We start from the raw sequence: 24,213 nt of genomic DNA on the forward strand, positions 1-24,213 counted from the left end.
ACTAGGCTGTATGGATGAAAAAATGAGTGAGGCAGAGACCCGGATTGCCGAGTGGGTATGGGCAAATCCGGGGATTGGTTCCATGAAGCTTGTGAAGATGTGTGAAGCCAATTATGGCTGGAAGCAGTCGACGGTGTATACGCTGCTTGCCAGGATGCGCCGCAAGGGTGTACTGGTCAATGAGCATGCCACACTGCATATGGCAATTGACCGGACAGCCTATTACCAGCAGTATGCCAGAGTCCTGCTGGATCAATACTGGCAGGGTTCGCTGTATGCATTTGTGGCCAGCTGTACGGCAGATGGCATTGATGTGGAACAGGCGGGCAGACTGATTCATCTGATCCGCATGAAGACGAAGGGAGGCATTCGATGAAAAATCAGAAGGCGGCATATGAAGGCCTGGCAGTGATGCTGGTGATTGCCGGCGCTGTGATGCTTGTGATGACAGGGATTGAAAGTCTCTGGTCGTTTGTATATGTTCTGTGCATTGTATGCGGCTGGTATGTCTGGAAGGAAGGCAGGGACATGATCCAGGTGGAGATGGGACAGCGCAGTGTGGATGCTTACCGCAATGGCCGCAATTTCCGCTCAATTGTCATGGCAGCCGTATTGTTTGTGTATGCCAATATCAGAAGTCTGGTTCTGGCTGGAAACAGTTATTTGTATGCGGCGGGTCAGCTGAAGTGGCCGGTTGTGGGCATTATTGCGGCATGCGGCATTTATGCGGTGATGGATGAAGATGGCCATAAGAAGCCTGTGAAGGTGCCGGAAACGGTCTATTACAATAAGGAGAAGCGGCGCTATACGATGCTGGTGGAGCAGTCCAGTCTGCATGAGACAGCATCTCTGATGGGCACGGTGCATGGCTTGATGAAGGCAGGCGATGAAGTGGATGTGCTGCTGGCAGGGCGCTCACCGGTGCATGTGCGTGTGATTGGCCTGAAAGTGAATGGTGCTTCTGTGCAGCAGGCAAAAGACTGTCATGTGGAAGTGAAGCTGGACGCCGCCATTGCGGTGGAACAGTTCAGTGTGCTTAGTTCTCTGCAGGCGGAAAACCGTCCGCTGGCAAAGCTGGAGAATCCGCTGCTGCGGGGAATGTGCTATGAGTATGGGCGCTATATCAAGGATCACCAGTTCATGAGTCTGTTTCTCAATGCCCTTGTGCATTCCAGCTTTGTGGTGCCGGTGATGATGGATCATCTGCCTCAGCTTGTCAATGGCCGCATGCAGTTTGTGGAGAATACACGTCTGGGCTTCATGGGTGTCAGCCGCAAAGATGGCGGCGGGGCAGAGTCCTTTGCCATCTTTACGGATGAGGATGCATTGACCCGCTGGAAGCAGCTGTATCTGGCTGGCAATCAGCCAAAGACGCTGCGGGTGACCTTCCAGGATGCTGTCAGTATCATGTGGAAAGGCCACCAGAGCATGGTCATCAATCCCTTTGGACCGGTGTATGTATTCCTGACTGGCGAGCTGGTGGATGCCATTACCAGACAGGATTCTTACATCAAAGAGTTTGGTGCACCGGGTGAGCACGGCCTTAGTTTTGTCAATCAGGAGGATGAACATGAACACAAATGAAGTGAATCAGGAGCTGCTGTCATTTCTTTCGAAAGGCGTAACCGCATTTCATGCGATTGCGGCAGTGAAAGAAAAGCTGGATCAGGAAGGCTTTCAGGAACTTGCAGAAAGTGAGCCGTGGTCTTTGGAAGATGGCGGCAGGTACTATGTGGTGCGCAACCAGTCGGCGCTGATTGCTTTCCGCTATCATCATGACTATCACGGATACATGATGGGTGCTGCCCATTGTGATTCGCCTTCTTTCAAGATCAAGGTTAATCCGGAGATGAAGGAAAACGGGTACGTGAAGCTGAATGTGGAGATGTATGGCGGTGCTCTGATCTATCCATGGCTTGACCGGCCGCTGTCCGTGGCAGGCAGAATTGTTGTCAGACAGGGTGATTCACTTGTGACAAAGCTTGTCAGAGTGGACAAGGATCTTCTGATGATTCCGTCTCTTGCCATCCATATGGACAGAAGTGCCAATGAAGGCCATTCGTGGAATGTGCAGACGGAAATCTGTCCGCTGCTGGGACAGGAGGGCTGCGGCTCTTTGCTGGATGTGGTTGCAAAAGAAGCAGGTGTGAAGGCCGAAGATATTCTTGGCCATGATCTGTATCTGTGTGTGCGTACACCGGGAACGGTGTGGGGTGCTGCGGATGAGTTTGTCAGTGCACCGCATCTGGATGATCTGCAGTGTGTGTTTGGCATCCTGAATGGGTTCCTGCAGGCTAAGGACAGTGCTTCTTTGCCATTGTGCTGCATCTTTGATAATGAGGAGACAGGTTCATTGACCAAGCAGGGGGCAGACAGTACATTCCTGGCGGATGTGATTGAAAGAATCGGCATTGCCAGCGGCAAGAGCGCAGATGAACAGATGGCCTGTGCAGCCAATGCATTCCTTGTGTCGGGCGACAATGCCCATGCGGTGCATCCGACTCACAGTGAGATGGCGGATCCGGTGAACAAGCCGAAGATGAATGGCGGCATCGTCATCAAGTACCATGCCAACCAGCAGTATACAAGCGATGCTGTGTCTTCGGCATATTTCCAGGTCATCTGCAAAGAAGCAGGCGTGCCGGTGCAGTCGTTTGTCAACCGTTCTGACAAGCGCGGCGGCAGCACATTGGGCAATCTTTCCAACCGGCACTTCTCACAGAATGCGGTGGATATCGGTCTGCCTCAGCTGGCAATGCATTCCTGCTATGAAACAGCCGGCACAAAAGATACGGCATATCTGATTGCGGCGATGAAGTGCTTCTATGGGCATAGCTTTGTCAGTGATGGAAATGGAAAGTTTTCCATCTGAATGTAAACGTATTCAGATCGTGAAAGAAATAGTACAATAAGGGAAATGACAGGAGGAATCACAATGAGTGAGTATGTCGAGCGTGTGATTGCAGAGACCGCAAAGCGCAATCCGGATCAGCCGGAGTTTCTGCAGACAGTAACAGAGGTTCTGCACAGTATTGCCCCGGTGGTGGATGCCCATCCGGAGTATGAGAAGGCAGCTTTGCTGGAGAGACTTGTGGAACCGGAGAGACAGATTATGTTCCGGGTAACTTGGACAGATGATGAAGGCAAGGTACATGTCAACCGTGGCTACCGGATTCAGTTCAATGGTGCTCTTGGCCCGTACAAGGGAGGACTGCGCTTCCATCCGAGCGTGAATCTTTCGATTCTGAAGTTTCTTGGCTTTGAGCAGGTGTTCAAGAATTCCTTGACAACACTGCCGATTGGCGGCGGCAAGGGCGGCAGTGACTTTGATCCGCATGGCCGCAGTGATGGTGAGATCATGCGTTTCTGCCAGGCATTCATGACCGAGCTGCAGAGGCATATCGGCCTGCATACAGATGTGCCGGCTGGTGATATTGGTGTCGGCGGCCGTGAGATCGGCTATCTGTTTGGACAGTACAGAAGAATCCGTGATGCCTATGACAATGGCGTTCTGACAGGCAAGGGACTGGCTTATGGCGGCTCTTTGATCCGCCCGGAAGCAACCGGCTATGGTGTGCTGTACTATGCTGAAAGAGTTCTGGAACATCTTGGTGACAGCATCAAGGGCAAGACGGTGGCTGTATCCGGCTATGGCAATGTGGCCTGGGGTGTCTGTGAAAAGGTCAGAGAGCTTGGCGGCAAGGTTGTGACACTGTCTGGACACAATGGCTATGTGTATGATCCGGATGGTGTGGTCACAGATGAGAAGATTAATTATCTGCTGGAGATGAGAGCCAGCCGCAATGCGAATATCCGCATGTATGCTGAAAAGTTCGGCCTGCCGTTCCATGAAGGTGAAAAGCCGTGGAGTGTGAAGGCTGATATCTGCATTCCGTGTGCAACGCAGAATGAGGTTGGCATGAAAGAGGCAGAAGAGATTGTGGCAAATGGCACGAAGTATTACTTTGAGGGTGCCAATATGCCGGCTTCCAATGAGGCAATTGCATATCTGCAGGAACATGGTGTTGTGGTTGGACCTGCCAAGGCTGCCAATGCCGGCGGTGTTGCTGTGAGTGCTCTGGAGATGAGTCAGAACAGTGAGCGCCTGTCCTGGACAAGTGAAGAAGTTGATGCCCGTCTGAAGGGAATCATGCGGGCGATCGTGGATTCTTCTCTGGCTGCCGCAAAGAAGTACGGTCATGAGGGTGATCTTGTGATCGGAGCCAATATTGCGGGCTTTGAGAAGGTCGCAGATGCGATGATGGCCCAGGGATTGTTCTGAGGTTTGAGTACAGTGGCCGGTGTTCCGGCCATTTTTATGTATAGGGGAAGAAGTATGAATCACGGAAATTTTACTGAGGGAAAGATCTTTTTGCCGCTGCTGGAATTTGCGCTGCCGGTGCTGCTGGCCTTGTTTCTGCAGTCATTGTATGGGGCGGTGGACCTGCTGGTGGTCGGCCAGTTTGCGACCAGTGCAGATGTTTCGGCAGTTGCCACGGGTTCACAGATCATGTTTACAGTGACCAATGTGGTTGCCTCGCTGGCTATGGGAACAACCGTACTGATCGGTCAGCAGATGGGGGCCGGCCATCATGAGGATGCTGGCAGAACAATGGGAACATCCATTGTGTTTTTTACCGTTCTGGCCTTGATTCTTGGTGCAGCTATGGTGGCAGGCACAAAGCCGATTGCCCATATCATGAATGCACCGGATGAGGCATTTGACATGACATGTGACTATATGCGGATCTGTTCCTTTGGCATGGTGTTTATCGTTGGCTATAACCTGATTGGTTCTTTGTTCAGGGGGCTGGGCAATTCAAAACTGCCTCTGTTAACAGTGGCTATTGCGGCCGTAATCAATATCTTCGGTGATCTGTTCTGTGTGTGCGTGCTGCATATGGGCGCCGCCGGTGCAGCGGCTGCTACGGTGGCGTCCCAGGCATTCTCTCTGTTGATTTCGTATCTTCTGATCCGGCGCATGGAACTGCCGTTTCCCTTCAGTAAGAAACAGCTGAGATGGAATGGTGATCTTATCAAACGGGTGACCGGACTGGGCTTTCCGATTGCTCTCTCTGACTTTCTTGTTGGTCTTTCCTTCCTGGTGATTGTGGCCATTGTCAATGTGTTGGGCGTCACCGCCAGTGCCGGGGTCGGTGTGGCTGAGAAGGTATGCGGCTTTATCATGCTGGTGCCAAGTGCGTTCGGTCAGTCCATGGCTGCCTTTGCGGCGCAGAATTATGGCGCCGGCAAACTGGAGAGGGCCAGAAAGGGACTGCTGTATGGTCTGGCAGTATCCTGGGGCATTGGTGCCATCATGGCGTATCTGTCTTTCTTCCATGGCGATCTTTTATGCGGCATCTTTGCCAGGGAGCCGGATGTCATTGCGGCTGGCTGGCAGTATCTGAAGGCATATGGCATTGACTGTCTGCTCACGCCGATCTTCTTCAATCTGGCCGGTTATTTCAATGGCTGCGGCAGAACACGGTTTGTCATGGCAGAAAATCTGATCGGCGGCATCGGGATCCGTCTGCCGGTTTCCTATCTGATGAGCAAGGTCAGGCCGGTATCGCTGTTCAGGATCGGACTGGCAACACCGATGGCCTCCTTTGTACAGAATGTGCTTTGCGTGGTGTATTTTGTGATGCTGGAAAAACAGCAGAAGCGGGTGCAGGGTGTACAATCATGATGTATGGAATTTCATGTGATTATTAATCCGGCTGCGGCGGCTGGCAGAACACTGAAGCTGTGGCGGAAGATCAAACCATTATTTGACAGAGTCACGTGTACAGTGCATTTTTCGTCGCTGGATCATGATATCCGCGCGATCTGTGCCCAGCTGACAGCCCACCTGCAGGAGAATATCGGCATCATTCTGATTGGCGGGGATGGCTCCATGAATGATGCGGTCAATGGCATCCAGGATTTTGTGCATACCTGTGTCGGTCTGATCCCATGTGGATCTGGCAATGATATGGTCCGTGATATGGATCTGGACAAAGATGTGACAAAGCTTGTGCAGATCATGCTGGAAGGCAGAGTCAGAAGAACAATGGACATCGGCGAGACTGCGATTTTTCATCCGGCATGTTTCATGGACCATCAGACAAAGCAGATTTCGGATGGCGGTCCGGATCCGTTTGTGCAGAAATTTCTGGTATCCAGCGGCTTTGGCTATGATGCTGCGATCTGTCAGCAGGTATTCCTGTCTTCTGCCAAGGCAAAGCTGAATAAGATTCATCTTGGCTCCTTGATTTATGTGCTGATTGCCTTGAAGCTGATTCTGAAACAGAAAAACGCACCTGTTGTACTGACACTGGATGGAAAGCGGGAAATGGTCGATCGGGCGACCTTCCTGTCTGTACATAATCACTGTTATGAAGGCGGTGGATTCAAGTTCTGCCCGTATGCGGATGCCGAAGACGGCATGCTGGATGTGTGTGAGGCATTTGGCTTTCATCTGCTTTCCTTTATCCGTGTTTTCCTGCATGCTTACAATGGTTCGCAGGTAAAGTATACGGATCATGTCGGGCAAAGAAGAGCAAAGGTGATTCGCATGCACAGTGATGTGCCTCTGTGGGTGCATTGTGATGGGGAAGTCTATTGTAAGACGCGTGATGTACAGATGCGTGTATTGGACGAAAAGCTGCAGTTTCTGCTTTAAGGGGCAAGTATGATCTGTACAGTAACTTTGAACCCTGCATTGGATGATGTCATGCAGGTGGCACATTTCAGAAAGGGACAGCTGAACAGGGCAGAGAGCTCACAGTTGTTTCCAGGCGGTAAAGGCATCAATGTGTCACTGGTTCTGCAGCAGCTTGGTATTAGGAGTACTGCCTTGGGCTTTGCGGCAGGAGATACCGGCGTTATGCTGGAGAACATGCTGGCAAAAACGGGTATGCACTGTGATTTGATCCATGTGGCAGAAGGCAGCACGCGCATCAATATCAAGATTCATGACGATGATGATACGGAGATCAATGGACCAGGGCCGCTGGTGACAGAGTCTGATCTGCAGGCGTTGTTGAAGCAGATTTCTGCCTTGCACAGGGAGGATATCCTGGTGTTATCCGGCAGTGCTGCACCAGGGCTGGATGATGATGTGTATGCCAGGATGATGCAGGCTGCACCGAAGGGCATGAAAGTCATTGTGGATGCAGAGAAGAAGCTGCTGGAGCCAGCTTTGTCCTGTAAACCGTTTCTGATCAAACCAAATAAGCCGGAGATGGAATCATTGCTTGGCCATTCGATTGCCTCACGTGAGGATCTGCTGGAAGGGGCAGCCTCTTTGCAGGATAAGGGTGCTGTCAATGTGCTGGTGTCGCTTGGCAAAGATGGTGCCTTCCTGATGGATGAAAATGGCATGCCCCATGAACGCAAGGCGGCTTCTGGCAAAGTGTTGAATCCCACTGGTGCTGGTGACAGTATGGTGGCAGGCTTTCTGGCTGGATATCTGCAGCAGAATGATTATGGTGCAGCGTTGACGCTGGGAACTGCCTGCGGTGGGGCAACGGCCTTTAGCAGCGGTCTTTGCACAGCAGAAAAGATCAATGATGTACTGGCACAGATGGCAGTGCAGGAAGCAGAAGGATAGACATCGTACTTCCCATTTGGTATTGTTTTGCACGGCAAAAGGGGAGGATATCGATATGAATATTGTGACAAAGATTCTGGCAGTGCTGACAGCACTGGAGTTTCTGTATATTTTCTATCTGGAAACTCTGGCAACAGACTCGGCAAAGACGTCCAGTGTATTTGGAATGACGCAGGAAGAACTGCGTCAGAAGAATGTGAATGTCCTGTTTAAGAATCAGGGTGTGTATAACGGACTGATTGCGGTGATGATCTTTCTGGCCGTGTTTGCCTTTGACAGCCTGAAAGGCGTGTTCTGTCTGATGTGCTATATCGTTGGCGTAGCAGCCTATGGCAGCATCACCAGCAATCCAAAGATTATCCTGATGCAGGGCGGTCTGGCAATCCTGACAGTGATTTCAACGTTCTTTTGAGTGATTCACTGCAATTGGTACTTGAAACGCATGTATGGCAGCGTATTCTGCTGAACATGCGTTTTTTTACATCTTGGAGCAGATGATATGAAGTTCTGAAAGATTGGAATTATCAGAAATCAAGATGAAATTATAACCGATAAGGTATAAAACCATATATATTCTAACAAATTATACCTGATATGGTATAACTCTAATATGAATGAAATTGCAGAATATGTAAAGAAAGCACGCCGTGAGGCTGGGCTGACCCAGAAGGAGTTTGCACTGCGGTCTGGGCTTGGCCTTCGGTTTGTGCGCGATCTGGAGCAGGGAAAAGAGACAGTCCGCATGGATAAGGTGAATCAGGCACTGGCGATGTTCGGTATGACAGCGGTGCCAGGCCGGATGGACAGCCATGAATAGCAGGAAGTTTATTTAGATAGTGCCAATTCTTTCCAACTGGTTTGGTTTCTGGTTTGTCTGGCTGTGTCATGCACAGATGGCAAGTCTTTTGCGTGCAGCATTTTTTTACTGTGTTTCTTTGTGCGAGGATGTATACTAACAGCGTTATTTGAATGGAAAGATGAGGGATGCGCATGATCCACGAGGAATGCGGTGTATTTGGTATCTATGACCAGGATGGCAGGACAGATGTTGCCGGCAATACGTATTATGGTTTGTTTTCTCTGCAGCATCGTGGACAGGAGTCCTGCGGCATTGCGGTCAATGACCGTGGTGTGATTACATGTGAGAAGGATGTTGGCCTGGTGCGTGATGTGTTTACACGTGAAAAGCTGATGTCGCTTGGACGGGGACAGATGGCAATCGGCCATACACGGTATTCAACCTTTGGCACGGTGAATCAGACCAATGCCCAGCCGCTGGTTGTGCGCCATATCAAGGGCCAGCTTGCCCTTGTGCATAATGGCAATCTGACCAATGCGCCACAGCTGCGCCGCAAGCTGGAGATGCATGGTGCCATCTTCCATACGACCAATGATACTGAGATTATTGCGTATATGATCATCAAGGAACGGCTGAGTGCGCCCTCGATTGAGGAAGCAATCAACCGTGCCATGTACAACCTGGAAGGTGCGTATTCACTTGTGATCATGTCACCGGAGAAGCTGATTGCCGTGCGTGATATGACGGGATTTCGTCCGTTATGCATGGGCCAGATGAAAGACGGCCAGATTATCTTTGCCTCTGAGACATGTGCTTTGGATTCACTGGGTGCTAAATTCATCCGCAATCTGGATGCCGGTGAGATTGTTGTCGTGGACAAGTCTGGCATTCGTTCAATCCGTGAACATGTCAATCCCGTCAAGCATATGTGTGCTTTTGAATATATTTACTTTGCCCGTCCGGACAGTGTGATGGAAGGATTAAGTATTCATCAGGCCCGCATCAATGCCGGCCACATTCTTGCAAAGGAACATCCGGTGGATGCGGATGTGGTCATTGGTGTGCCGGACTCCGGCCTGGATGCAGCGATTGGCTATGCCCAGGCATCCGGTATTCCGTATGAGATGGGCTTTACCAAGAACCGCTATATTGCCAGAACGTTCATTCAGCCGACCCAGGATCAGCGTGAGAATGCGGTGCGGATGAAGCTGAATGTGATTGCCTCGGTTGTCAAAGGCAAGCGTGTGATCATGGTGGATGACTCGATTGTCCGTGGTACAACATCTGCCAGAATTGTGGCCCTGCTCAGAGATGCCGGTGCCAGGGAAATTCATGTGCGGATCTCGGCACCGCCGTTTATCTCACCGTGTTACTATGGCACGGATATTGATTCGAAGAAGAATCTGATCGCCTGTAAGATGAGTCTGGATGAGATCTGCAAGTATATTGGCGCAGATTCGCTTGGCTATCTGAGTGTGGATGGGGTAAGGCAGATGTGTGCAGATGCCAATTGTGATCTGTGCCTTGGCTGCTTTACGGAGCATTATCCGGCACCGACGCCGAAAGAGAGCGAGAAGTCAAAGTTTGAACAGAAGATCGGCTTTGATGGGGAAGAGAATGACACCCGTGAAAGAGTGCACGGGGATGCCAAGGAACTGTAAGAGTTTGACAAAGAGAAGCGATGAAATGGGCGGATCCAGTGTGGATCTGCCCGTTTTGTACATCCGGGATGATAAGATAGTAGAACAGCTGAGAAAGCAGGAGGTATTTCATGAAGTTTGCACATCTGGCAGATCTGCACCTTGGCATGATTGTCAATCATGTATCGATGGCAGAGGAGCAGAAACATATTCTGAAAGAAATTGTAGAAATTCTGGTGAAAGAAAAACCAGATGCACTGCTGATTGCGGGCGATGTGTATGACAAGGCAGTGCCTTCTGTGGAAGCGGTCAATCTGCTGGATGATTTCCTGACGGATCTTGCCGGACATCACATCCGGACATACCTGATTGCAGGCAATCACGACCAGGGTGACAGACTTGCCTATGGCGGACACCTGCTGGCTGGCCAGGGGATTCATATTTGTGGAAATTTCATGGGAAAGATGGACCACGATATACTGACGGATGATTTCGGAGAAGTGCATGTGTGGCTGCTGCCGTATATCCGGCCAAGCTATGTCAACCGTTATCTGGATGAAGATGACAGAGTGGGCAGCTATCAGCAGGCTGTGGCCAGGGCCATTGCCATGTCGGATGTGGACTTTTCCAAACGAAATGTCATTGTCTCACATCAGTTTGTGACCGGGGCAAAGGTTGATCCGCTTGGCTCCGAACAGTTGATTGTCGGCGGTCTCGATCAGATTTCTGCTTCTGTCTATGATGACTTTGATTATGCGGCATTAGGCCATATTCATCATCGCCAGCAGCTTGGCAAAAATGTGTTTTATGCCGGTACACCGCTTGCGTATTCCTTTGCGGAGGAAAACCAGCAGAAAGCGCTTGGCTTTGTTGAGCTGAAGGAAAAGGGCATGGTGTGTGTCTATACACGCTTGTTAACGCCGCTGCATCATATGCGGACCATCGAAGGGTATTACAAGGAGACTCTTTCGGCTGCCAGTGAGGATGAAAACAAGGAGGACTATGTCCGCTTTGTACTGCATGACAATCAGGAACAGCCGGATGCGATACGCTATCTGAGAGAGCTGTATCCCAATGCCATGCGGCTGGACTATGACAATGAGCGGACCCGGGCTGAAATGATTCTGCCTGTTAATACGATGCAGACGATGTCTCCTTCTGATCTGTTTGCCCGGTTTTACAAAGAGCGCAATGGCATTGAGATGTCTGAAGAACAGATTTCCTATCTGAAAGATCAGATTGATGAGATCTGGAATGGAGGTGAGCAGGCATGAGACCGCTGCGCTTGGAAATGTGTGCTTTTGGTCCGTATGCAAAGCCAACCGTGTTGGATTTTTCTTTGCTTGGTGATTCCGGTCTGTACCTGATCACCGGTGATACAGGTGCCGGCAAGACAACGATCTTTGATGCGATCACCTATGCGCTGTACGGACGGACATCAGGCGATAACCGGAACGTAAAAACCCTGCGGTCCCAGTATGTGGATAACAGTGTGAAGACCTATGTGAAGCTGGATTTTTCCTATGGCGGCAAAACATACCACGTCCTGCGCAAACTGCGCTATCAGAAGGAAAAGGATCTGCTGACACAGGATGCAGAACTGACCATGCCGGATGGTTCCATCACTGCTAAAAGCACCCAGGTCACAAAGAAGATCGAAGAAATCCTGAAGATTGACTGTGATCAGTTTGCCCAGATTGTCATGATTGCCCAGGGCAGTTTCCGCCAGTTGCTGACAGCGGATACGAAACAGCGGGTCAAGCTGTTTCAGGACCTGTTCCATACAGGCAATTATCAGAAACTGATGTTAAAGCTGGAAGATGAGCGCAGAACTGCTGCAGACAAGGTCAATACAGAAATGACCGCACTGCAGAGTGCCATCGCTTTTCTGCAGGGCAATGATGCCTGTGACCTGTCTCATTGGAACAGTGACAATCCGTTCCTGCAGCAGGAACAGTTTTCTGCAGAAGTGCACAAGGCAATCGACTTTGACAAAGCTGAAAAAGAAAAGCTGGAAAAGCAGGTGCAGGAAAGAACAGATGCCAATGCGATTCTTTCCAGAACCATTGGCCAGAAGGAAGAAACAGCCGGCCGCTACGCCAAACTGCATGCGGTCGAGAAAAAGATACCGGCGGCAGAAGAAGCCCTGCGTACAAAGCAGAATATTCTGCATGCAAAGCAGGAAGCACAGGAAGATGAAGCCATCGCCACGCTGCAGGTGCAGCTTGCCAGGGAAAAAGAGCAGCTGCCAAAGTATGACATGCTGGAACAGGCAGGAATGGAGCTGAAAAACAGTAAGAAGAAGCTGGCAGATCTGCAGAAACAGATCGGGTTGAATCAAAAAAGGCTGGAAACGGCAGAAAGCACCCTTGCCAAAGATCATCAGAAACAGCAGGCATGCAAGGATGTGCCTGCAAAGAAGATCCAGATGGAAAGTGAACTGCAGATCAAGCAGAACCGCCTTAGCCAGCTGCATGCGATCGTATTGCTGGAACAGGCGATTCATAAGACACAGATTGATAAAGCAAGAGTGAAACAGCTTGTGGAAACGACATTGTGTGCTTATGAAAATGCCAATCATGTGTACATGGAAAATCGTTCGGTATTCTTCCGGGAACAGGCCGGCCTGTTGGCATCTGGTCTGCAGGAAGGAGAGCCCTGCCCGGTATGCGGGTCCGTTCATCATCCTTCCCTTGCCCATCTTGCCAAGGGTGCCCCGGATCAGAAAACGGTGGAGGAACTGGAGAGAAAGAGCCTGCAGGCCAAGAAGGACAGTGATGCGGCGCATCAGAAACTGTCCGGTGTGATGGCGAAGCTGCAGGAACAGCAGAAAAATCTGGGAAATGCACTTGCCCAGGCAGGTGTTTCAGATCCTGCGGCATTAAACGATGCCATCGCAAAGATCAGCAGGGAAATCACATCTGATCAGCAGAATATTGATGTGCTTTTGAAACAGGAAAAAGAGCTCCATCAGATTGAAACGGAGATTGATGCGCTTTCGAAAGAGACAGATATGATGCGCACACAGCTGCAGGAAGTGACGCTGCAGGAGTCAAAGCAGCAGGGAGAGATTCTGCAGGCAAAGCAGAAGATTGAGATCCTGCAGAAAGATCTTGCGTATGCGGATGCAGCAAGTGCAAGGCGGGCAATCAAGGCTTTGACGCAGCAGGTGGCAGAACGGCAGAAGATCTGGCAGCAGGTACAGCAGGATGTAATTAATGCACAGCAGATACTGCGCGATCTTGAAATGGAGAAAAAGACATATGAAGCTTCACTGCCAGATGGTGATGAAGCGGGTTTCCGCAGGAATTTAGCTAAGGATCAGGCAAGTCTTGTACATAGCCAGGATACATTGTCGGCGCTGCAGCGTTCTTTGAGTGTCATCAGCCATCGTCTGAAGAATAATGAAGATACATTTACAAAGGTAAATACCGGGATGAAGAAACTGGCCAGGCTGCAGAAGCACTATGATCTGGTGCGTTCTCTGGCTGACACGGCGGATTCACATCTGAGCGGCAAAGAGAAACTGACACTGGAAGAGTATGTGCAGATGCATTACTTTGATGAGATTCTGTACTATGCCAACCGGCGCTACAGGCAGATGTCATCAGGTCAGTATGAGCTTGTTCGCCATCAGGATCATCTTGGCCGCCAGTCCCATGCAGCACTGGCTCTGGATGTCATTGATCATTACAACGATACGGTGCGGCCTGTGGATTCTCTTTCAGGCGGCGAGTCTTTCCTGGCATCGATGTCGCTGGCACTGGGCCTGTCGGATGCTACGCAGGACCATGCCCATGTGCAGATGGATGCGATGTTCATCGATGAGGGTTTTGGTTCCCTGGATGAAGAATCTCTTGCCCAGGCAGTGGATACATTAAGCTCCATCTCAGAGGCAGACCGCCTGATCGGCATCATTTCCCATGTGTCTCAGCTGGAAGAAAGAATCAGCCGGAAGATTGTGGTGAAAAAGAATCTGCAGGAAGATGGCGGCAGTACGGCGAAGATTGTGATTGACTAGCAGAAAAGCTGGATTTGAAAGCTTGATGCCATTGTCTTGCTGGAAGACAACGGCTATCAGCTGAGAGAACCCTATTCAAAAGTGTTAATAATAGATTGATCAGGAAATCTCAAAAGACACCACGGGCAGAAATTGAGAAAGCAAAGAAGTATCGAAATGACGATCTTTCAAGAAAGGAAAACGAATGAGCAATAACAGTTTTGATGATGTTCTTCAGGAACAGCTTCCTGATCCTGAGATTCGGGCTGAACATGCAGTGATTCAGGCGTTGATTGATGCAAGACACCAATCCGGGCTGACACAGAAGGAACTTGCGAGAAAAACAGGAATTGCACAACCTGATATCAGTAAACTGGAACATGGCAATGCAAATCCTTCTGTACGGACACTGCTGCGGCTTGCAAAGGGAATGGGAATGCAGCTGAAGATTGAATTTATACCTGTAAAACAGCCGGTGGTCAAATGAGAGTACAGGAATTAAATCGTAATAAAGTATTGTATATGCTGTTAGGCTTGTGCCTGTATGGCCTGCAGGCAGCGGCTCTGTATGGTGTGGCATCGCTGTTTTCTTCATTGTTTGCCACATCCGGCACTTTCTACATGATGGTATTTTCTCTGATGATTGTCAGCGGTACGGCAGTGATCTGCCGTCTTGGCTATGGCTGGCTGCAGGAAAATCTGGATGAAACAGAACTGCGGTACTGTCAGATGGCGGCCTGCTTTGTGTTTCTTGCTGTACTGCAGTGGCAGACTGCTCTGTTATGGGCAGCTGCCTGTGCTGTGTATCTTGTCTGCAAAAAGGAACAGATTTACTGGCTGTCTGCGGCCGGCAGGCTTGTGATCTATGGGCTGTATGCAATGATGCTGGTCTTCATGTGGCGACGTTTCCTGCTGGATTCAGTCAGTGCCTACGATATGCTCAGCATGTTGTTTGTCGGCTGGTACAGCCATCTATGCTTTGATGGTTCGCCTGTTGGTGAAGCTGGTCTGGCACTGCTGTTTGTGCCGTTCATGAACCTGTATCTTGTCAAGCTTGGACTTGCCGCAAGTGTTCATGTAAGGATGTTTGTACTGCTTGGGGCAGCTGTGCTTCTGGTGTATGAATTGTTATCACGCTGGCTGGATACCGTCAGGAATTATCTTTCGATTGCGTACTGCATGGCATGGATCATCATCCTGTTTGTGATGAATCCGGTGCTAGGCTTACTTGGGCTGCTGGATGGCATCATCCTTGCATGCGTGGTGCCCTGGCTTGCCCATATGTTTGCCCATCGTTTTTCCGGTATCTTTCAGGGAATGCGGATTCTCTGCCTGCTTGTATTTGCGGCCTCCCTGTGTGGTCTGTATATGAGAGGCGTGATGACGTATAAGGCAGGAATGATCAGTATGCTTGTATGGATGCTGTTATGTTTTTCCGACAGTATCGCTTCACTTTCAGAGGCAGTTTGTCATCTGCTGCAAAGCAAAGAAGAACAGGAAAACCAGGATCATCACGATCAGATTTCTGCATAACAAAATGGGAATGCCATCCGGCATTCCTGTTTTGTATTTATGAAGGTTGTTAATCCAGCAGGGAGAGCAGTTCTTCTCTGGTAAATCCTGCTCTGGACATCTCTTTGCCATCCAGCATTCTGCCAGCCAGATCGGCTTTATCCTCCTGGAGTTTGAGGATGCGCTCCTCAATTGTATCTTTCAGGATCAGGCGGTAGACAGAGACGATATTCTTCTGACCGATGCGGTGGGCACGGTCGCTGGCCTGGTTCTGGACTGCTGTGTTCCACCATGGATCGTAGTGGATGACAATATCGGCTGCGGTCAGGTTCAGGCCGGTGCCGCCTGCTTTGAGCGAGATGGCAAAGACCGGCACATCATCCTTCTGGAAGGCATCTACCATTTCAGCACGCTCTTTGGCATTGGTAGCACCGGTGAGCAGATGATAGGCAATGTTTTCTTCCTTTAAGCGCTTTGTCAGAATTGCCAGCATGGATGTGAACTGGGAGAACAGCAGAACTTTATGGCCGGCTTCGGTGGCATTCTTGATCAGATCCAGGCACAGCTCTTCCTTGGCGGAACCGCCGGTGTAGTTGTCATAGAGAAGGGCAGGATCACAGCAGATTTCCCGCAGATGAGTCAGCTCTGACAGGATCTCGATATGCTGGTGGCGGAACTGTTCATCCGTCGTATTCTTCAGGGCATAGCGGATCTGCTGTACACGGGCATCATAGAGCTGCTTCTGCTCGGTATCGGCATTGGCATAATACACTTCTTCCATCTTGTCCGGCAGGTCCTTGAGCACATCTTTCTTCAGACGGCGCAGGACAAACGGGCGGATCATCTTCTGCAGCATGACTTCGGCATACGTATCCTTGTCCCGGATGATCGGCAGCTCGAAGGTGGAGCGGAACCGGTGATAGGAGAAGAAGAATCCCGGCATGATGAAGTCAAAGATGGACCAGAGCTCGCTGAGCCTGTTTTCAATCGGCGTGCCTGTCAAAGCGATGCGGAACTTTGCATTGATGTCCTTGACGGCCTTGGATGCCATTGTGCCGGCATTCTTGATGTATTGTGCTTCATCGATGATTTCTACCGTAAAAGTTTTATCCTGATAGAATTCCATGTCCTTTTTCAGCAGGTTGTAGGATGTGATCAGGATATCGGCTTGATCTGCCTGTTTCATGGCATCTTCGCGTTCTGCGGCAGCACCGATGATGGTGACGGCTTTGAGGTCCGGAGCGAACTTCTGTACTTCCTGATACCAGTTGTATACAAGGGAGGCAGGGCAGACAACCAGGGTCTTGCCAAAGCCTTTGTTCGCATCAAGAAAGGAGAGTACCTGCAGGGTTTTGCCAAGGCCCATTTCATCGGCGAGCAGTGCACCAAAGCCATTGTGGTACAGGGCGCTGAGCCAGCGGAATCCTTCCTTCTGGTAATCACGCATGATGCTTTCCAGCCTTTTCGGCGGCTCGTAGTCATCGATGTCGGTGCTTTTGATGTTGGCGATCAGACTGCGGAATTTGGCGTCCCGGTCAATTTCGAGACTTGTTTCCCGGCTTTCTTCTTCCAGGTACATTGCTCTGTACTTACCAACCTCAACGCTGCCATTTTCAATTTCACTCTTTTTCAGCTGCAGGGAATTGGCAAGATTGGCAAATTCATCAAACTGGCCGCCATCATCCAGGTCAATGAATTCTCCGCTTTTAAGCCGGAAGAATTTCTTCTTGCGGTCATAATGGGACAGGATCTCAGCGATCTCTTCTGGCTTCATGGTAGCCGAGCCAATGTTCAGCTGCAGCAGATCATCACTGTCATTGACTGAAACGCCGACGGTGATCTTGCCGACCTTTCTGATTGTCAGCTTCTTCAAAGTGTCTGATACAAACACTTTTGCCTTTTCCTGCATGGCATGGATGCCTTCCTGCAGCAGTTCATACAGTTTTTCTTCATCATTGGCAAGCGTCATCTGCTTGTGAATGGGATCATAGGCATTGAACCACTGGGAGACAAACGCATCCATCTGCTTTTCATCCGCAATGGACCGTCTGCCCTGGGCCTGAATGCCGGCGAATACGTTGTATCGATTGCTGGGATAGATGGCATACAGCTCGGCTGTGATGACATCTTTGTCCGGGGCATCCAGATAGATTTCAAAGTCAGGCTTGTCCGGGAGATATTTTGCGGGATCAAAGCCATTTGCGGTAAAGGCAGTATGGCTTTCCAGCAGCGGATAGAGGTCTCTGGCAAAGGCAGGCAGATCACTGGAAGAGATGTACTGGGCATTTTTGCCGGCGGCCTGCATGTAGTCCAGCAGTGCAACAAGTTTTTCTGAGGTGCGCTGAGAGACGTAGTAGACTGGCTTGGTGCCGTCGAAGATATAGAGCTGCTGGCTGCCTTTGAACATACGCAGAGAGCTGGATGACAGCAGCCATCCGCCGTCTGTCTGTTTCATGGCCGCATGCAGGTCGGGCAGTCCTTCCTTTTTATGATAGATGATGTCGCCGGCATAGCCGTATTCTTCTGCATGCATGACATGCAGGTCGAGCTGTTGTGCAGCTTCCATGAAGGCATCAAGATATCTGCCCCGCAGGCACAGGGATCTGCCGATTTCATAGTCATTGCCATAATAGCCGGGAAAGGCAGATATGCTGCGGAACGTGTCTTCTTTGTTTACCAGGGAACGTAAAAAGACAACGAGACGGCGGCATGTCCTGTGGAAAGCAGACAGGTCATGGATGAATTCAAGTTCACGGCCATAGCGGTGGTAGCCGTGTGTGTTGATGAGATTGATGAAGGCTGTGATGTTGGGCAGAACATACATCTTGTTTTCACTGCGGCCGATGCGGAATTCACAATGCAGTGCTTCGGGATCCCGCTGGTCTGCAGAGACATACGGCACCAGCATGACATTGGTGGCAGAGCGCAGGTCAACCGGCGCCTGTTCAATTCTTTCCAGCAGATGCACAATGGTTTCATCACTGCCTCTTTCTTTGTCAGGCGCTTCTTCTTCCTTTGCGCTTTCTTTCAGATACTGCAGCAGAACCGCAGCAATATGGGGGCATTCAGAGCCAAGGGTGCATGTGCAGTCGGTGTCAAAGATGAAGCCAAGGGTTTCATTGATGCAGACATAGACATGATAGCTGCGTCTGCCCACGGTGACATCGGCTTCAATATCGACCAGACCGGATGTCTGATCGCGGGATACAGTCAGATCTTTGACTGCACCTTGTTCACAGAGTGTTTCTGCCTGATGAAAGACTGGTTCACTGCATGTCCGTTTGATGTTTTCCAATGTGAGCATATGCCCTGGCCCCCTTATCCTTCCTGCTATTTTAGCATGGAACAAGCGTGAGGAAAGGCTTCCGTTTCAGATGGAATCGTGGGATGATAAGATGTTCACCTGGTTTTCAGAGCATATGCAGACGAAAAGCCGGAAGTCGTGATAAACTATGCTGGTATCAAAGGATAGAATCACAGACCTCGGGGGGAGCAGGGATATCAGATGAATAAGAAGAAAGTGATTTGGATCAGTGCATTGTCTGCCATTGGCGTTCTGGCGGGTGCGTATGGCATTGGCTGCGGGTTCTACAGCAGCCACCTGATGCCGCATACCAGTATTAACGGGACAGCCGTTGGCAATGATAGTGCTTCTAAAGCGGCCAGTGCCCTTGCCAGCAGTCAGGGCAAGGTAATTACGCTGGCAGAACGTGATGACAAGACAGAGACGATCTCGCTGGATGATATTGCATACCAGGCGGATGTGTCTGACGATGATGTGAAAAAAGTGATTGCCAGCCAGAGTGCCTGGAAGTGGCCTGCCTATTTGTTTAAGACAAGTGAGGAGACTGTGGATCTGGATGTCAGTTATGATGAGACAAAGCTGGAAGAGGCTTTGAGTGCGTTGAACTGCATTTCCGGATCTGATGTCGTGGCGCCGGTCAATGCCCATGTGGAACGGGGAACCAATGGGTATGAGATCGTGGCAGAGACAGAAGGCAATACGCTGGATAAAGACAAGACACTTGCGGCGGTCAAGACAGCGCTGTCGCAGGGTGAAAGTGAAGTGGATCTGGAGGCAGAGGGCTGCTATGAAGAACCGACGATCAAGTCGGATGATGAAGCTTTGTCCAAGGAACTCACACTGCTGAAGTCAATTGAGAATGAAGTGATTACGATTGATCTGTCCGGGGCAACGGAGACTTTGTCTGGTGATGCATTGGTGGATCTTTTGAATATCAATATTGATGATGCAACCATTACGGCCAATGATGAAAAGATGACTGCCTATGTGGATTCCCTGGCAGAAAAGTACAATACGATTTATACACAGCGTACCTTTACTGCGCATGATGGCTCAACAGTGACCGTGGGCGGAGGCTCAACGGATACCTATGGCTGGATGATGAATGAGGATTCTACCAAGGATGCCATTGCGGCTGCGGCAGTTTCCGGTCAGTCTCAGACAGTCAGTGCGTTCTGGGATGTGACAGCGTATGGCGGCCGCAACGGTACCAATGGTGATATTGGCAATACGTATATTGAAGTATCCATCTCTGCCCAGCATCTGTGGTATTACAAGAATGGATCACTGGTGCTGGAGGCAGATGTGATTACCGGCAAACCGGAACATGGCCAGGATACACCGACCGGTGTGTTCCGGATCTGGAAGAAGGAACAGAATGCCACTCTGAAAGGCACAGCCTGGGATGGTTCGAAATGGAGTTCACCGGTTGCGTACTGGATGCCGATTACCTGGACAGGTGTTGGTCTGCATGATGCGACATGGCAGTCTGCCTTTGGCGGTACACTGTATTATACGAGAGGATCTCATGGCTGCATCAACCTGTCTTACAGTGTTGCCCAGTCCATCTTCAATACGGTGGATGTCAATACACCGGTTGTGATCTATTGATGAAAGTTCAGAGGTCAGAGCGTCGTGCCTGGCTTCTTTTTTTCAGGAAAGCGGCAGGAAGGATGGGATGACGGTGGTCAGATTGTCATAGACGCGCTGGAAGTCAGAGCGTCTTTCCAGCTTTTCTTCTACTTTTCTGGCATTGACCGGCTGATCCGTGATGATGCCATCAATGTCGGATTTCAGGAATTTTTCAATCTGCTTTTTGCTGTTGACACTCCATACATAGATCTTTTTGCCCTTTGCCTGGATGGCATAGATGGCCGCCGAGGTGGCAGCTTCGCTTGCGACAATGAAGCAGTCACAGTTGAGATCCGGCGTATCACCAATGGCCATGTTATAGATATAGCCTGTTTCCAGCTGCGGGTATGTTGTTTCCATGTAGTCAACCAGGCTGTATTTCAAAGAAATGAACGTGCAGCTGTCTGTCATGTTTTTCTCCTGGGCAAGTCTGGCAAGATCATCTGCCATCTGTTTGTCGGCGGTATAGCCTTTGAGTTCCACAAACAAGTGCATATTCCAGGCCTTTGCCGCAGCAAGAAACTGATCAATTGTTGAAACGGTGACGCTTGGCTGTCCCTGCCGGAGCGGGAGAATGTTGATCTGGGTCTGGATTTCTTCCAGGGTCATATCCCATACATAGCGTTTGTCATGGGCAGTACGCCAGAACGTATTGTCGTGGGTGACGACATAATAGCCGTCTTTGGTGCGCTGCACATCAATTTCGCCTGCTGTGATGCCCTGTTCGTGGGCGCGTTCAAGATCATACAGGGTGTTTTCAGCACCAAGGGCGCCGCCTGCCCGGTGGGCGATGATCAGAGCATCTGATTTGGCCGGGAACCATTCATCAAAATAGCCTGCTGCAACAAAGCCAAAGGCAAGTGAAAAGGCCAGTGATGCCAGCAGAAAACGGCGGATAAATCTGCCTCCTGGCTTTCTGACAGGTATTTCTGTTTCTTTCTGCATCCAGTGCCAGATGCTGGTCAGTTCCAGAAGCAGAGCGCTGCTTGCAAGCATGCGGATGATGGTGCAGACAAGCAGACAGAACATGGTTGCAGTGCCAAGCAGTACTCTATCTTGGACAGTGTGCTGTGTCAGAAATGTATTCAGCAGATGGGATGGTATGCGGATGGTCAGGATGCCGGCAAGCCAGATGGAAAGGAAGATCGTGATGATCGCACTGGCTGTTTCCGTGATGCATTCCTTCTGATGTGTTTTGAACATTCTCCATGAGGTGCGCACGGCCTTCCACGGCTTTTGCTTGTGCAGGATGGCTGCGTGCAGGGTATAGATGCTTAAAAAGCTCAGGATGAAAATGGCACCTTCGACGCTGCCATAGAGCAGGTAGAAGAGAGGCGTGCGTTTGTATCCGGCAAGGATCCATTCCGGCCAGCGCAGTGATGAGGTCCATGTTGTTGTGGTGCCAAGGCCTGCCAGCGGGATGATGATGCCAATCCAGAACATGATGAGAATGCCGGCGGGTGTCAGAAAATGGGGCAGTGTCTTCAAGCCTTCCTTTGCGCATTGGAAAAAGGATGGTTTCCGGTTTCCGCTGAGTACCTGCTGGCAGTAAAGGATGCGGGCATTGATTTCCGTGCATGTACACAGCATTAGCAGCAGCATTGCACTGATCAGGATGGTCCAGCCCTGCCAGCTGGTGAAGATCCAGCCAAGATTGCCTGAGGTCAGAGAGACAAGCCCGCCGGCATCCAGCAGGAACTGTACGATCCAGCCATAGAAGACAATCACCAGGGCCAGAAAGACAGTCAGGCAGATATGGAACAGCAGAAGTCTGGGCAGTGCATCTCTGCTTTTGATCAGGTGCAGCAGGATTTTCACAGGTTCTTTACGTTTGTTCATGTTTCTTCATTGTACATTCGTTTTGCCTTTTGTGAGATCGTGATATCATCAAAGCCATGGAAACAGTAAGAATGATGGCAGGATGGCTGCTGGTGATCAATGTGGTATCCTTTGCTTTGTTTGGTATTGATAAGCATAAGGCAGTTGTGCATGCCTGGCGGATTCCTGAACGTGTGCTGATGGCAAGTGCTGCCATGGGCGGCGCTGGAGGTGCACTGGCTGGCATGTATGTGTTTCACCATAAGACAAAACACACAAAGTTTACAGTCGGGGTTCCGGCTCTGCTTGTGCTGTGGATCATTCTGTTATTTCAGATAAGAGGGTAAGGATGAATATCTTTGAAATTATCGGACCGGTGATGGTGGGACCGTCAAGTTCCCATACGGCCGGTGCTGCCCGGATTGGTCTTGTATCAAGAAGACTGCTGGGAGAAAAAGTTGTGGATGCAGTGATTCTTCTGCATGGTTCGTTTGCCGCAACAGGTGTCGGCCATGGTACGGACCGTGCTTTGATTGCGGGTCTTCTGGGTATGGCATGCGATGATGCGCGCATTCCGGATGCGTTTGAAGAAGCGCGCAAAGCAGGAATGAAGGTGACGCTTGGCACCGTGGATCTGGGTGAGGAAGCGCATCCTAACAGTGTGCGTCTGTTCTTAAAGGGTGAATATGGCAAGAAGCTGGAGATCGTGGCTGCTTCCATTGGCGGCGGTCAGATCCAGATCCGTGAGATTGACGGTCTGAAGACAGTGTTCTCGGGTGATTATCCGACATTGATCGTGGAGAATGATGACCGGCCGGGTGAAGTGTCTGCGATAACGGGCATGCTGTATGAGCATCATATCAATATTGCCACGGTGCAGCTGGACCGTGACAGCCGCGGCGGCCATGCAGTGACCGTGATTGAGTGTGATCAGGAAGTGCCGTCTGCTGCTCTGGAACAATTGCGGAATCATCCGGGCATTCTGAAGATCACATATCTGCCTGTGAAGGAGGAAACATGTACAGTTCATTAGAGAGAATTCTGGAAGAGTCCGGCAAGAGCGGCCAGCCGTTCTGGAAGGTTGTGCAGGCAGAGGACTGCCATGAGGAAAATATTTCGGAAGAAGCTTCATTTGCCAGAATGGCAGGTATGTATGCCTCGATGAAGGCATCCGTGGCCGGCTATGAAAATGGCATGTCATCGGCCTCCGGCCTGGTTGGCAAAGAGGCTGGCATTCTGCATCGGCGCATTGAAAAGAAGGAAATGCTGGCAGGTGATTTTGTGTCTTCGGTGATGGAGAAGGCATTGAAGGTAGCGGCCTGCAATGCCTGTATGCGCCGTATTGTGGCAGCACCGACCGCAGGCAGCTGTGGTGTACTGCCGGCAGTGTTGATTTCCTATCAGGAAAAAACAAACTGTTCTGACGATAAGATGGTAGAAGGCCTGTATGTGGCAGCTGGGATCGGCGGTGTGATTGGCCAGCGTGCTTCTCTGTCTGGTGCCCAGGGCGGCTGTCAGGCGGAGATTGGCTCTGCCAGTGCCATGGCAGCCGGTGCTCTTGCCTATCTTGATGGCGGCGGCAACATGGAGATTGTCAATGCCTGTGCACTGGCACTGAAGGGATTATTAGGATTGGCCTGTGATCCGGTGGCAGGTCTTGTGGAAGTGCCGTGCGTGAAGCGGAATGTGATCGGGGCTGTCAATGCCGTGACAAGCTGTGACATGGCCAGGGCCGGCATTGTGTCAAAGATTCCGGCAGATGAAGTGATTGATGCGATGCATACGATTGGTGCAAAGATGCCGGTGGAAATACGGGAAACAGGAATTGGCGGTCTTGCCGGCACAAAGACGGGTCAGAAGATTGCCCGGGCAATGAAGGATAACCGTCCGCAGGGGCTGTGATGTATCACAGCT

Annotated in this window: 20 protein-coding genes; 18 read left to right on the plus strand and 2 right to left on the minus strand. The window is 50.5% G+C overall.

Going from position 1 to position 24,213, the window contains the following annotated elements:
- Positions 1-22 precede the first annotated feature (22 nt).
- From MOZ60_RS04725 to MOZ60_RS04790, 14 genes are all read left to right on the plus strand, one after another.
- Positions 23-376 (plus strand): BlaI/MecI/CopY family transcriptional regulator, encoded by a 354-nt coding sequence (locus tag MOZ60_RS04725; protein ID WP_167836327.1) that lies wholly within the window; start codon positions 23-25, stop codon positions 374-376.
- On the plus strand, positions 373-1,584 hold the full coding sequence (locus tag MOZ60_RS04730; RefSeq protein ID WP_370595834.1) for an SseB family protein: 1,212 nt from the start codon (positions 373-375) through the stop codon (positions 1,582-1,584). Before MOZ60_RS04725 ends, MOZ60_RS04730 begins: the two co-directional genes overlap by 4 nt.
- A complete protein-coding gene (locus MOZ60_RS04735; RefSeq protein WP_370595835.1) occupies positions 1,571-2,872 on the plus strand; it encodes a M18 family aminopeptidase in 1,302 nt (433 codons plus the stop codon). Before MOZ60_RS04730 ends, MOZ60_RS04735 begins: the two co-directional genes overlap by 14 nt.
- 63 nt (positions 2,873-2,935) lie before the next feature.
- Positions 2,936-4,282 carry an NADP-specific glutamate dehydrogenase gene (gene gdhA, locus MOZ60_RS04740; RefSeq protein ID WP_370595836.1) on the plus strand — a complete coding sequence of 449 codons (1,347 nt, stop codon included), beginning with the start codon at positions 2,936-2,938 and terminating at the stop codon, positions 4,280-4,282.
- A gap of 54 nt (positions 4,283-4,336) precedes the next feature.
- A complete protein-coding gene (locus tag MOZ60_RS04745; protein WP_370595837.1) occupies positions 4,337-5,689 on the plus strand; it encodes an MATE family efflux transporter in 1,353 nt (450 codons plus the stop codon).
- Positions 5,690-5,692: 3 nt separating this feature from the next.
- Positions 5,693-6,664 carry a diacylglycerol/lipid kinase family protein gene (locus tag MOZ60_RS04750; protein ID WP_370595838.1) on the plus strand — a complete coding sequence of 324 codons (972 nt, stop codon included), beginning with the start codon at positions 5,693-5,695 and terminating at the stop codon, positions 6,662-6,664.
- A gap of 9 nt (positions 6,665-6,673) precedes the next feature.
- Positions 6,674-7,594 (plus strand): 1-phosphofructokinase, encoded by a 921-nt coding sequence (pfkB, locus tag MOZ60_RS04755; RefSeq protein WP_370595839.1) that lies wholly within the window; start codon positions 6,674-6,676, stop codon positions 7,592-7,594.
- Positions 7,595-7,649: 55 nt separating this feature from the next.
- Entirely contained in the window at positions 7,650-8,006 is a 357-nt protein-coding gene (locus tag MOZ60_RS04760) for a DUF1304 domain-containing protein (RefSeq protein ID WP_370595840.1), read from the plus strand.
- Positions 8,007-8,204: 198 nt separating this feature from the next.
- Complete coding sequence (locus MOZ60_RS04765) at positions 8,205-8,411, plus strand: type II toxin-antitoxin system Y4mF family antitoxin (RefSeq protein ID WP_277635285.1); 207 nt, start codon at positions 8,205-8,207, stop codon at positions 8,409-8,411.
- A 173-nt stretch (positions 8,412-8,584) separates the two neighbouring features.
- Positions 8,585-10,054, plus strand: coding sequence for an amidophosphoribosyltransferase (gene purF / locus MOZ60_RS04770; protein ID WP_245309481.1), 1,470 nt, complete (start codon positions 8,585-8,587; stop codon positions 10,052-10,054).
- 110 nt (positions 10,055-10,164) lie between these two features.
- A complete protein-coding gene (locus MOZ60_RS04775) occupies positions 10,165-11,307 on the plus strand; it encodes an exonuclease SbcCD subunit D (RefSeq protein WP_370595841.1) in 1,143 nt (380 codons plus the stop codon).
- Positions 11,304-14,054, plus strand: a complete 2,751-nt coding sequence (locus MOZ60_RS04780) for an AAA family ATPase (protein WP_370595842.1) — start codon at positions 11,304-11,306, stop codon at positions 14,052-14,054. The genes MOZ60_RS04775 and MOZ60_RS04780 overlap by 4 nt, the downstream gene beginning before the upstream one ends.
- Positions 14,055-14,238: 184 nt before the next feature.
- Positions 14,239-14,520 carry a helix-turn-helix domain-containing protein gene (locus tag MOZ60_RS04785; protein ID WP_370595843.1) on the plus strand — a complete coding sequence of 94 codons (282 nt, stop codon included), beginning with the start codon at positions 14,239-14,241 and terminating at the stop codon, positions 14,518-14,520.
- Complete coding sequence (locus tag MOZ60_RS04790; RefSeq protein ID WP_370595844.1) at positions 14,517-15,566, plus strand: hypothetical protein; 1,050 nt, start codon at positions 14,517-14,519, stop codon at positions 15,564-15,566. The genes MOZ60_RS04785 and MOZ60_RS04790 overlap by 4 nt, the downstream gene beginning before the upstream one ends.
- A 49-nt stretch (positions 15,567-15,615) precedes the next feature.
- On the opposite strand, the gene MOZ60_RS04795 is transcribed toward MOZ60_RS04790, so the two are convergent.
- Positions 15,616-18,849 carry a DEAD/DEAH box helicase gene (locus tag MOZ60_RS04795; RefSeq protein ID WP_370595845.1) on the minus strand — a complete coding sequence of 1,078 codons (3,234 nt, stop codon included), beginning with the start codon at positions 18,847-18,849 and terminating at the stop codon, positions 15,616-15,618.
- A 201-nt stretch (positions 18,850-19,050) separates the two neighbouring features.
- Here MOZ60_RS04795 and MOZ60_RS04800 point away from each other — a divergent pair, with 201 nt between their 5' ends.
- Positions 19,051-20,460 (plus strand): L,D-transpeptidase family protein, encoded by a 1,410-nt coding sequence (locus MOZ60_RS04800; protein ID WP_370595846.1) that lies wholly within the window; start codon positions 19,051-19,053, stop codon positions 20,458-20,460.
- Positions 20,461-20,502: 42 nt separating this feature from the next.
- On the opposite strand, the gene MOZ60_RS04805 is transcribed toward MOZ60_RS04800, so the two are convergent.
- Entirely contained in the window at positions 20,503-22,320 is a 1,818-nt protein-coding gene (locus tag MOZ60_RS04805; protein ID WP_370595847.1) for a glycerophosphoryl diester phosphodiesterase membrane domain-containing protein, read from the minus strand.
- Between the two features lie 56 nt (positions 22,321-22,376).
- Here MOZ60_RS04805 and MOZ60_RS04810 point away from each other — a divergent pair, with 56 nt between their 5' ends.
- Genes MOZ60_RS04810 through sdaAA form a run of 3 tightly spaced genes read left to right on the plus strand, consistent with a single transcriptional unit; the run spans position 22,377 to position 24,201 of the window.
- The gene (locus MOZ60_RS04810; RefSeq protein WP_277008248.1) at positions 22,377-22,646 is read left to right on the plus strand and encodes a DUF1294 domain-containing protein; all 270 of its coding nucleotides are present in this window, start codon (positions 22,377-22,379) and stop codon (positions 22,644-22,646) included.
- Positions 22,647-22,648: 2 nt separating this feature from the next.
- Positions 22,649-23,332 (plus strand): L-serine ammonia-lyase, iron-sulfur-dependent subunit beta, encoded by a 684-nt coding sequence (sdaAB, locus tag MOZ60_RS04815; RefSeq protein ID WP_108775333.1) that lies wholly within the window; start codon positions 22,649-22,651, stop codon positions 23,330-23,332.
- Positions 23,317-24,201: an L-serine ammonia-lyase, iron-sulfur-dependent, subunit alpha gene (gene sdaAA, locus MOZ60_RS04820; protein WP_277652709.1), complete on the plus strand. Its 885-nt coding sequence runs from the start codon at positions 23,317-23,319 to the stop codon at positions 24,199-24,201. Before sdaAB ends, sdaAA begins: the two co-directional genes overlap by 16 nt.
- Positions 24,202-24,213 lie beyond the last annotated feature (12 nt).

It is taken from the genome of Grylomicrobium aquisgranense, assembly GCF_033971865.1.
Classification (GTDB): Bacteria; Bacillota_I; Bacilli_A; order Erysipelotrichales; family Erysipelotrichaceae; genus Bulleidia; species Bulleidia massiliensis.

What these genes read in the sequence shown, in the direction of transcription:
- MOZ60_RS04795 (WP_370595845.1), bottom strand. Translation starts at nt 18,849, where the DNA reads ATGCTCACATTGGAAAACATCAAACGGACATGCAGTGAACCAGTCTTT.
- MOZ60_RS04765 (WP_277635285.1), top strand. Translation starts at nt 8,205, where the DNA reads ATGAATGAAATTGCAGAATATGTAAAGAAAGCACGCCGTGAGGCTGGG.
- purF (WP_245309481.1), top strand. Translation starts at nt 8,585, where the DNA reads ATGATCCACGAGGAATGCGGTGTATTTGGTATCTATGACCAGGATGGC.
- pfkB (WP_370595839.1), top strand. Translation starts at nt 6,674, where the DNA reads ATGATCTGTACAGTAACTTTGAACCCTGCATTGGATGATGTCATGCAG.
- MOZ60_RS04725 (WP_167836327.1), top strand. Translation starts at nt 23, where the DNA reads ATGAGTGAGGCAGAGACCCGGATTGCCGAGTGGGTATGGGCAAATCCG.
- MOZ60_RS04750 (WP_370595838.1), top strand. Translation starts at nt 5,693, where the DNA reads ATGGAATTTCATGTGATTATTAATCCGGCTGCGGCGGCTGGCAGAACA.
- MOZ60_RS04775 (WP_370595841.1), top strand. Translation starts at nt 10,165, where the DNA reads ATGAAGTTTGCACATCTGGCAGATCTGCACCTTGGCATGATTGTCAAT.
- MOZ60_RS04800 (WP_370595846.1), top strand. Translation starts at nt 19,051, where the DNA reads ATGAATAAGAAGAAAGTGATTTGGATCAGTGCATTGTCTGCCATTGGC.
- MOZ60_RS04785 (WP_370595843.1), top strand. Translation starts at nt 14,239, where the DNA reads ATGAGCAATAACAGTTTTGATGATGTTCTTCAGGAACAGCTTCCTGAT.
- gdhA (WP_370595836.1), top strand. Translation starts at nt 2,936, where the DNA reads ATGAGTGAGTATGTCGAGCGTGTGATTGCAGAGACCGCAAAGCGCAAT.
- MOZ60_RS04745 (WP_370595837.1), top strand. Translation starts at nt 4,337, where the DNA reads ATGAATCACGGAAATTTTACTGAGGGAAAGATCTTTTTGCCGCTGCTG.
- MOZ60_RS04790 (WP_370595844.1), top strand. Translation starts at nt 14,517, where the DNA reads ATGAGAGTACAGGAATTAAATCGTAATAAAGTATTGTATATGCTGTTA.
- MOZ60_RS04735 (WP_370595835.1), top strand. Translation starts at nt 1,571, where the DNA reads ATGAACACAAATGAAGTGAATCAGGAGCTGCTGTCATTTCTTTCGAAA.
- MOZ60_RS04730 (WP_370595834.1), top strand. Translation starts at nt 373, where the DNA reads ATGAAAAATCAGAAGGCGGCATATGAAGGCCTGGCAGTGATGCTGGTG.
- sdaAB (WP_108775333.1), top strand. Translation starts at nt 22,649, where the DNA reads ATGAATATCTTTGAAATTATCGGACCGGTGATGGTGGGACCGTCAAGT.
- sdaAA (WP_277652709.1), top strand. Translation starts at nt 23,317, where the DNA reads ATGTACAGTTCATTAGAGAGAATTCTGGAAGAGTCCGGCAAGAGCGGC.
- MOZ60_RS04760 (WP_370595840.1), top strand. Translation starts at nt 7,650, where the DNA reads ATGAATATTGTGACAAAGATTCTGGCAGTGCTGACAGCACTGGAGTTT.
- MOZ60_RS04810 (WP_277008248.1), top strand. Translation starts at nt 22,377, where the DNA reads ATGGAAACAGTAAGAATGATGGCAGGATGGCTGCTGGTGATCAATGTG.
- MOZ60_RS04805 (WP_370595847.1), bottom strand. Translation starts at nt 22,320, where the DNA reads ATGAACAAACGTAAAGAACCTGTGAAAATCCTGCTGCACCTGATCAAA.
- MOZ60_RS04780 (WP_370595842.1), top strand. Translation starts at nt 11,304, where the DNA reads ATGAGACCGCTGCGCTTGGAAATGTGTGCTTTTGGTCCGTATGCAAAG.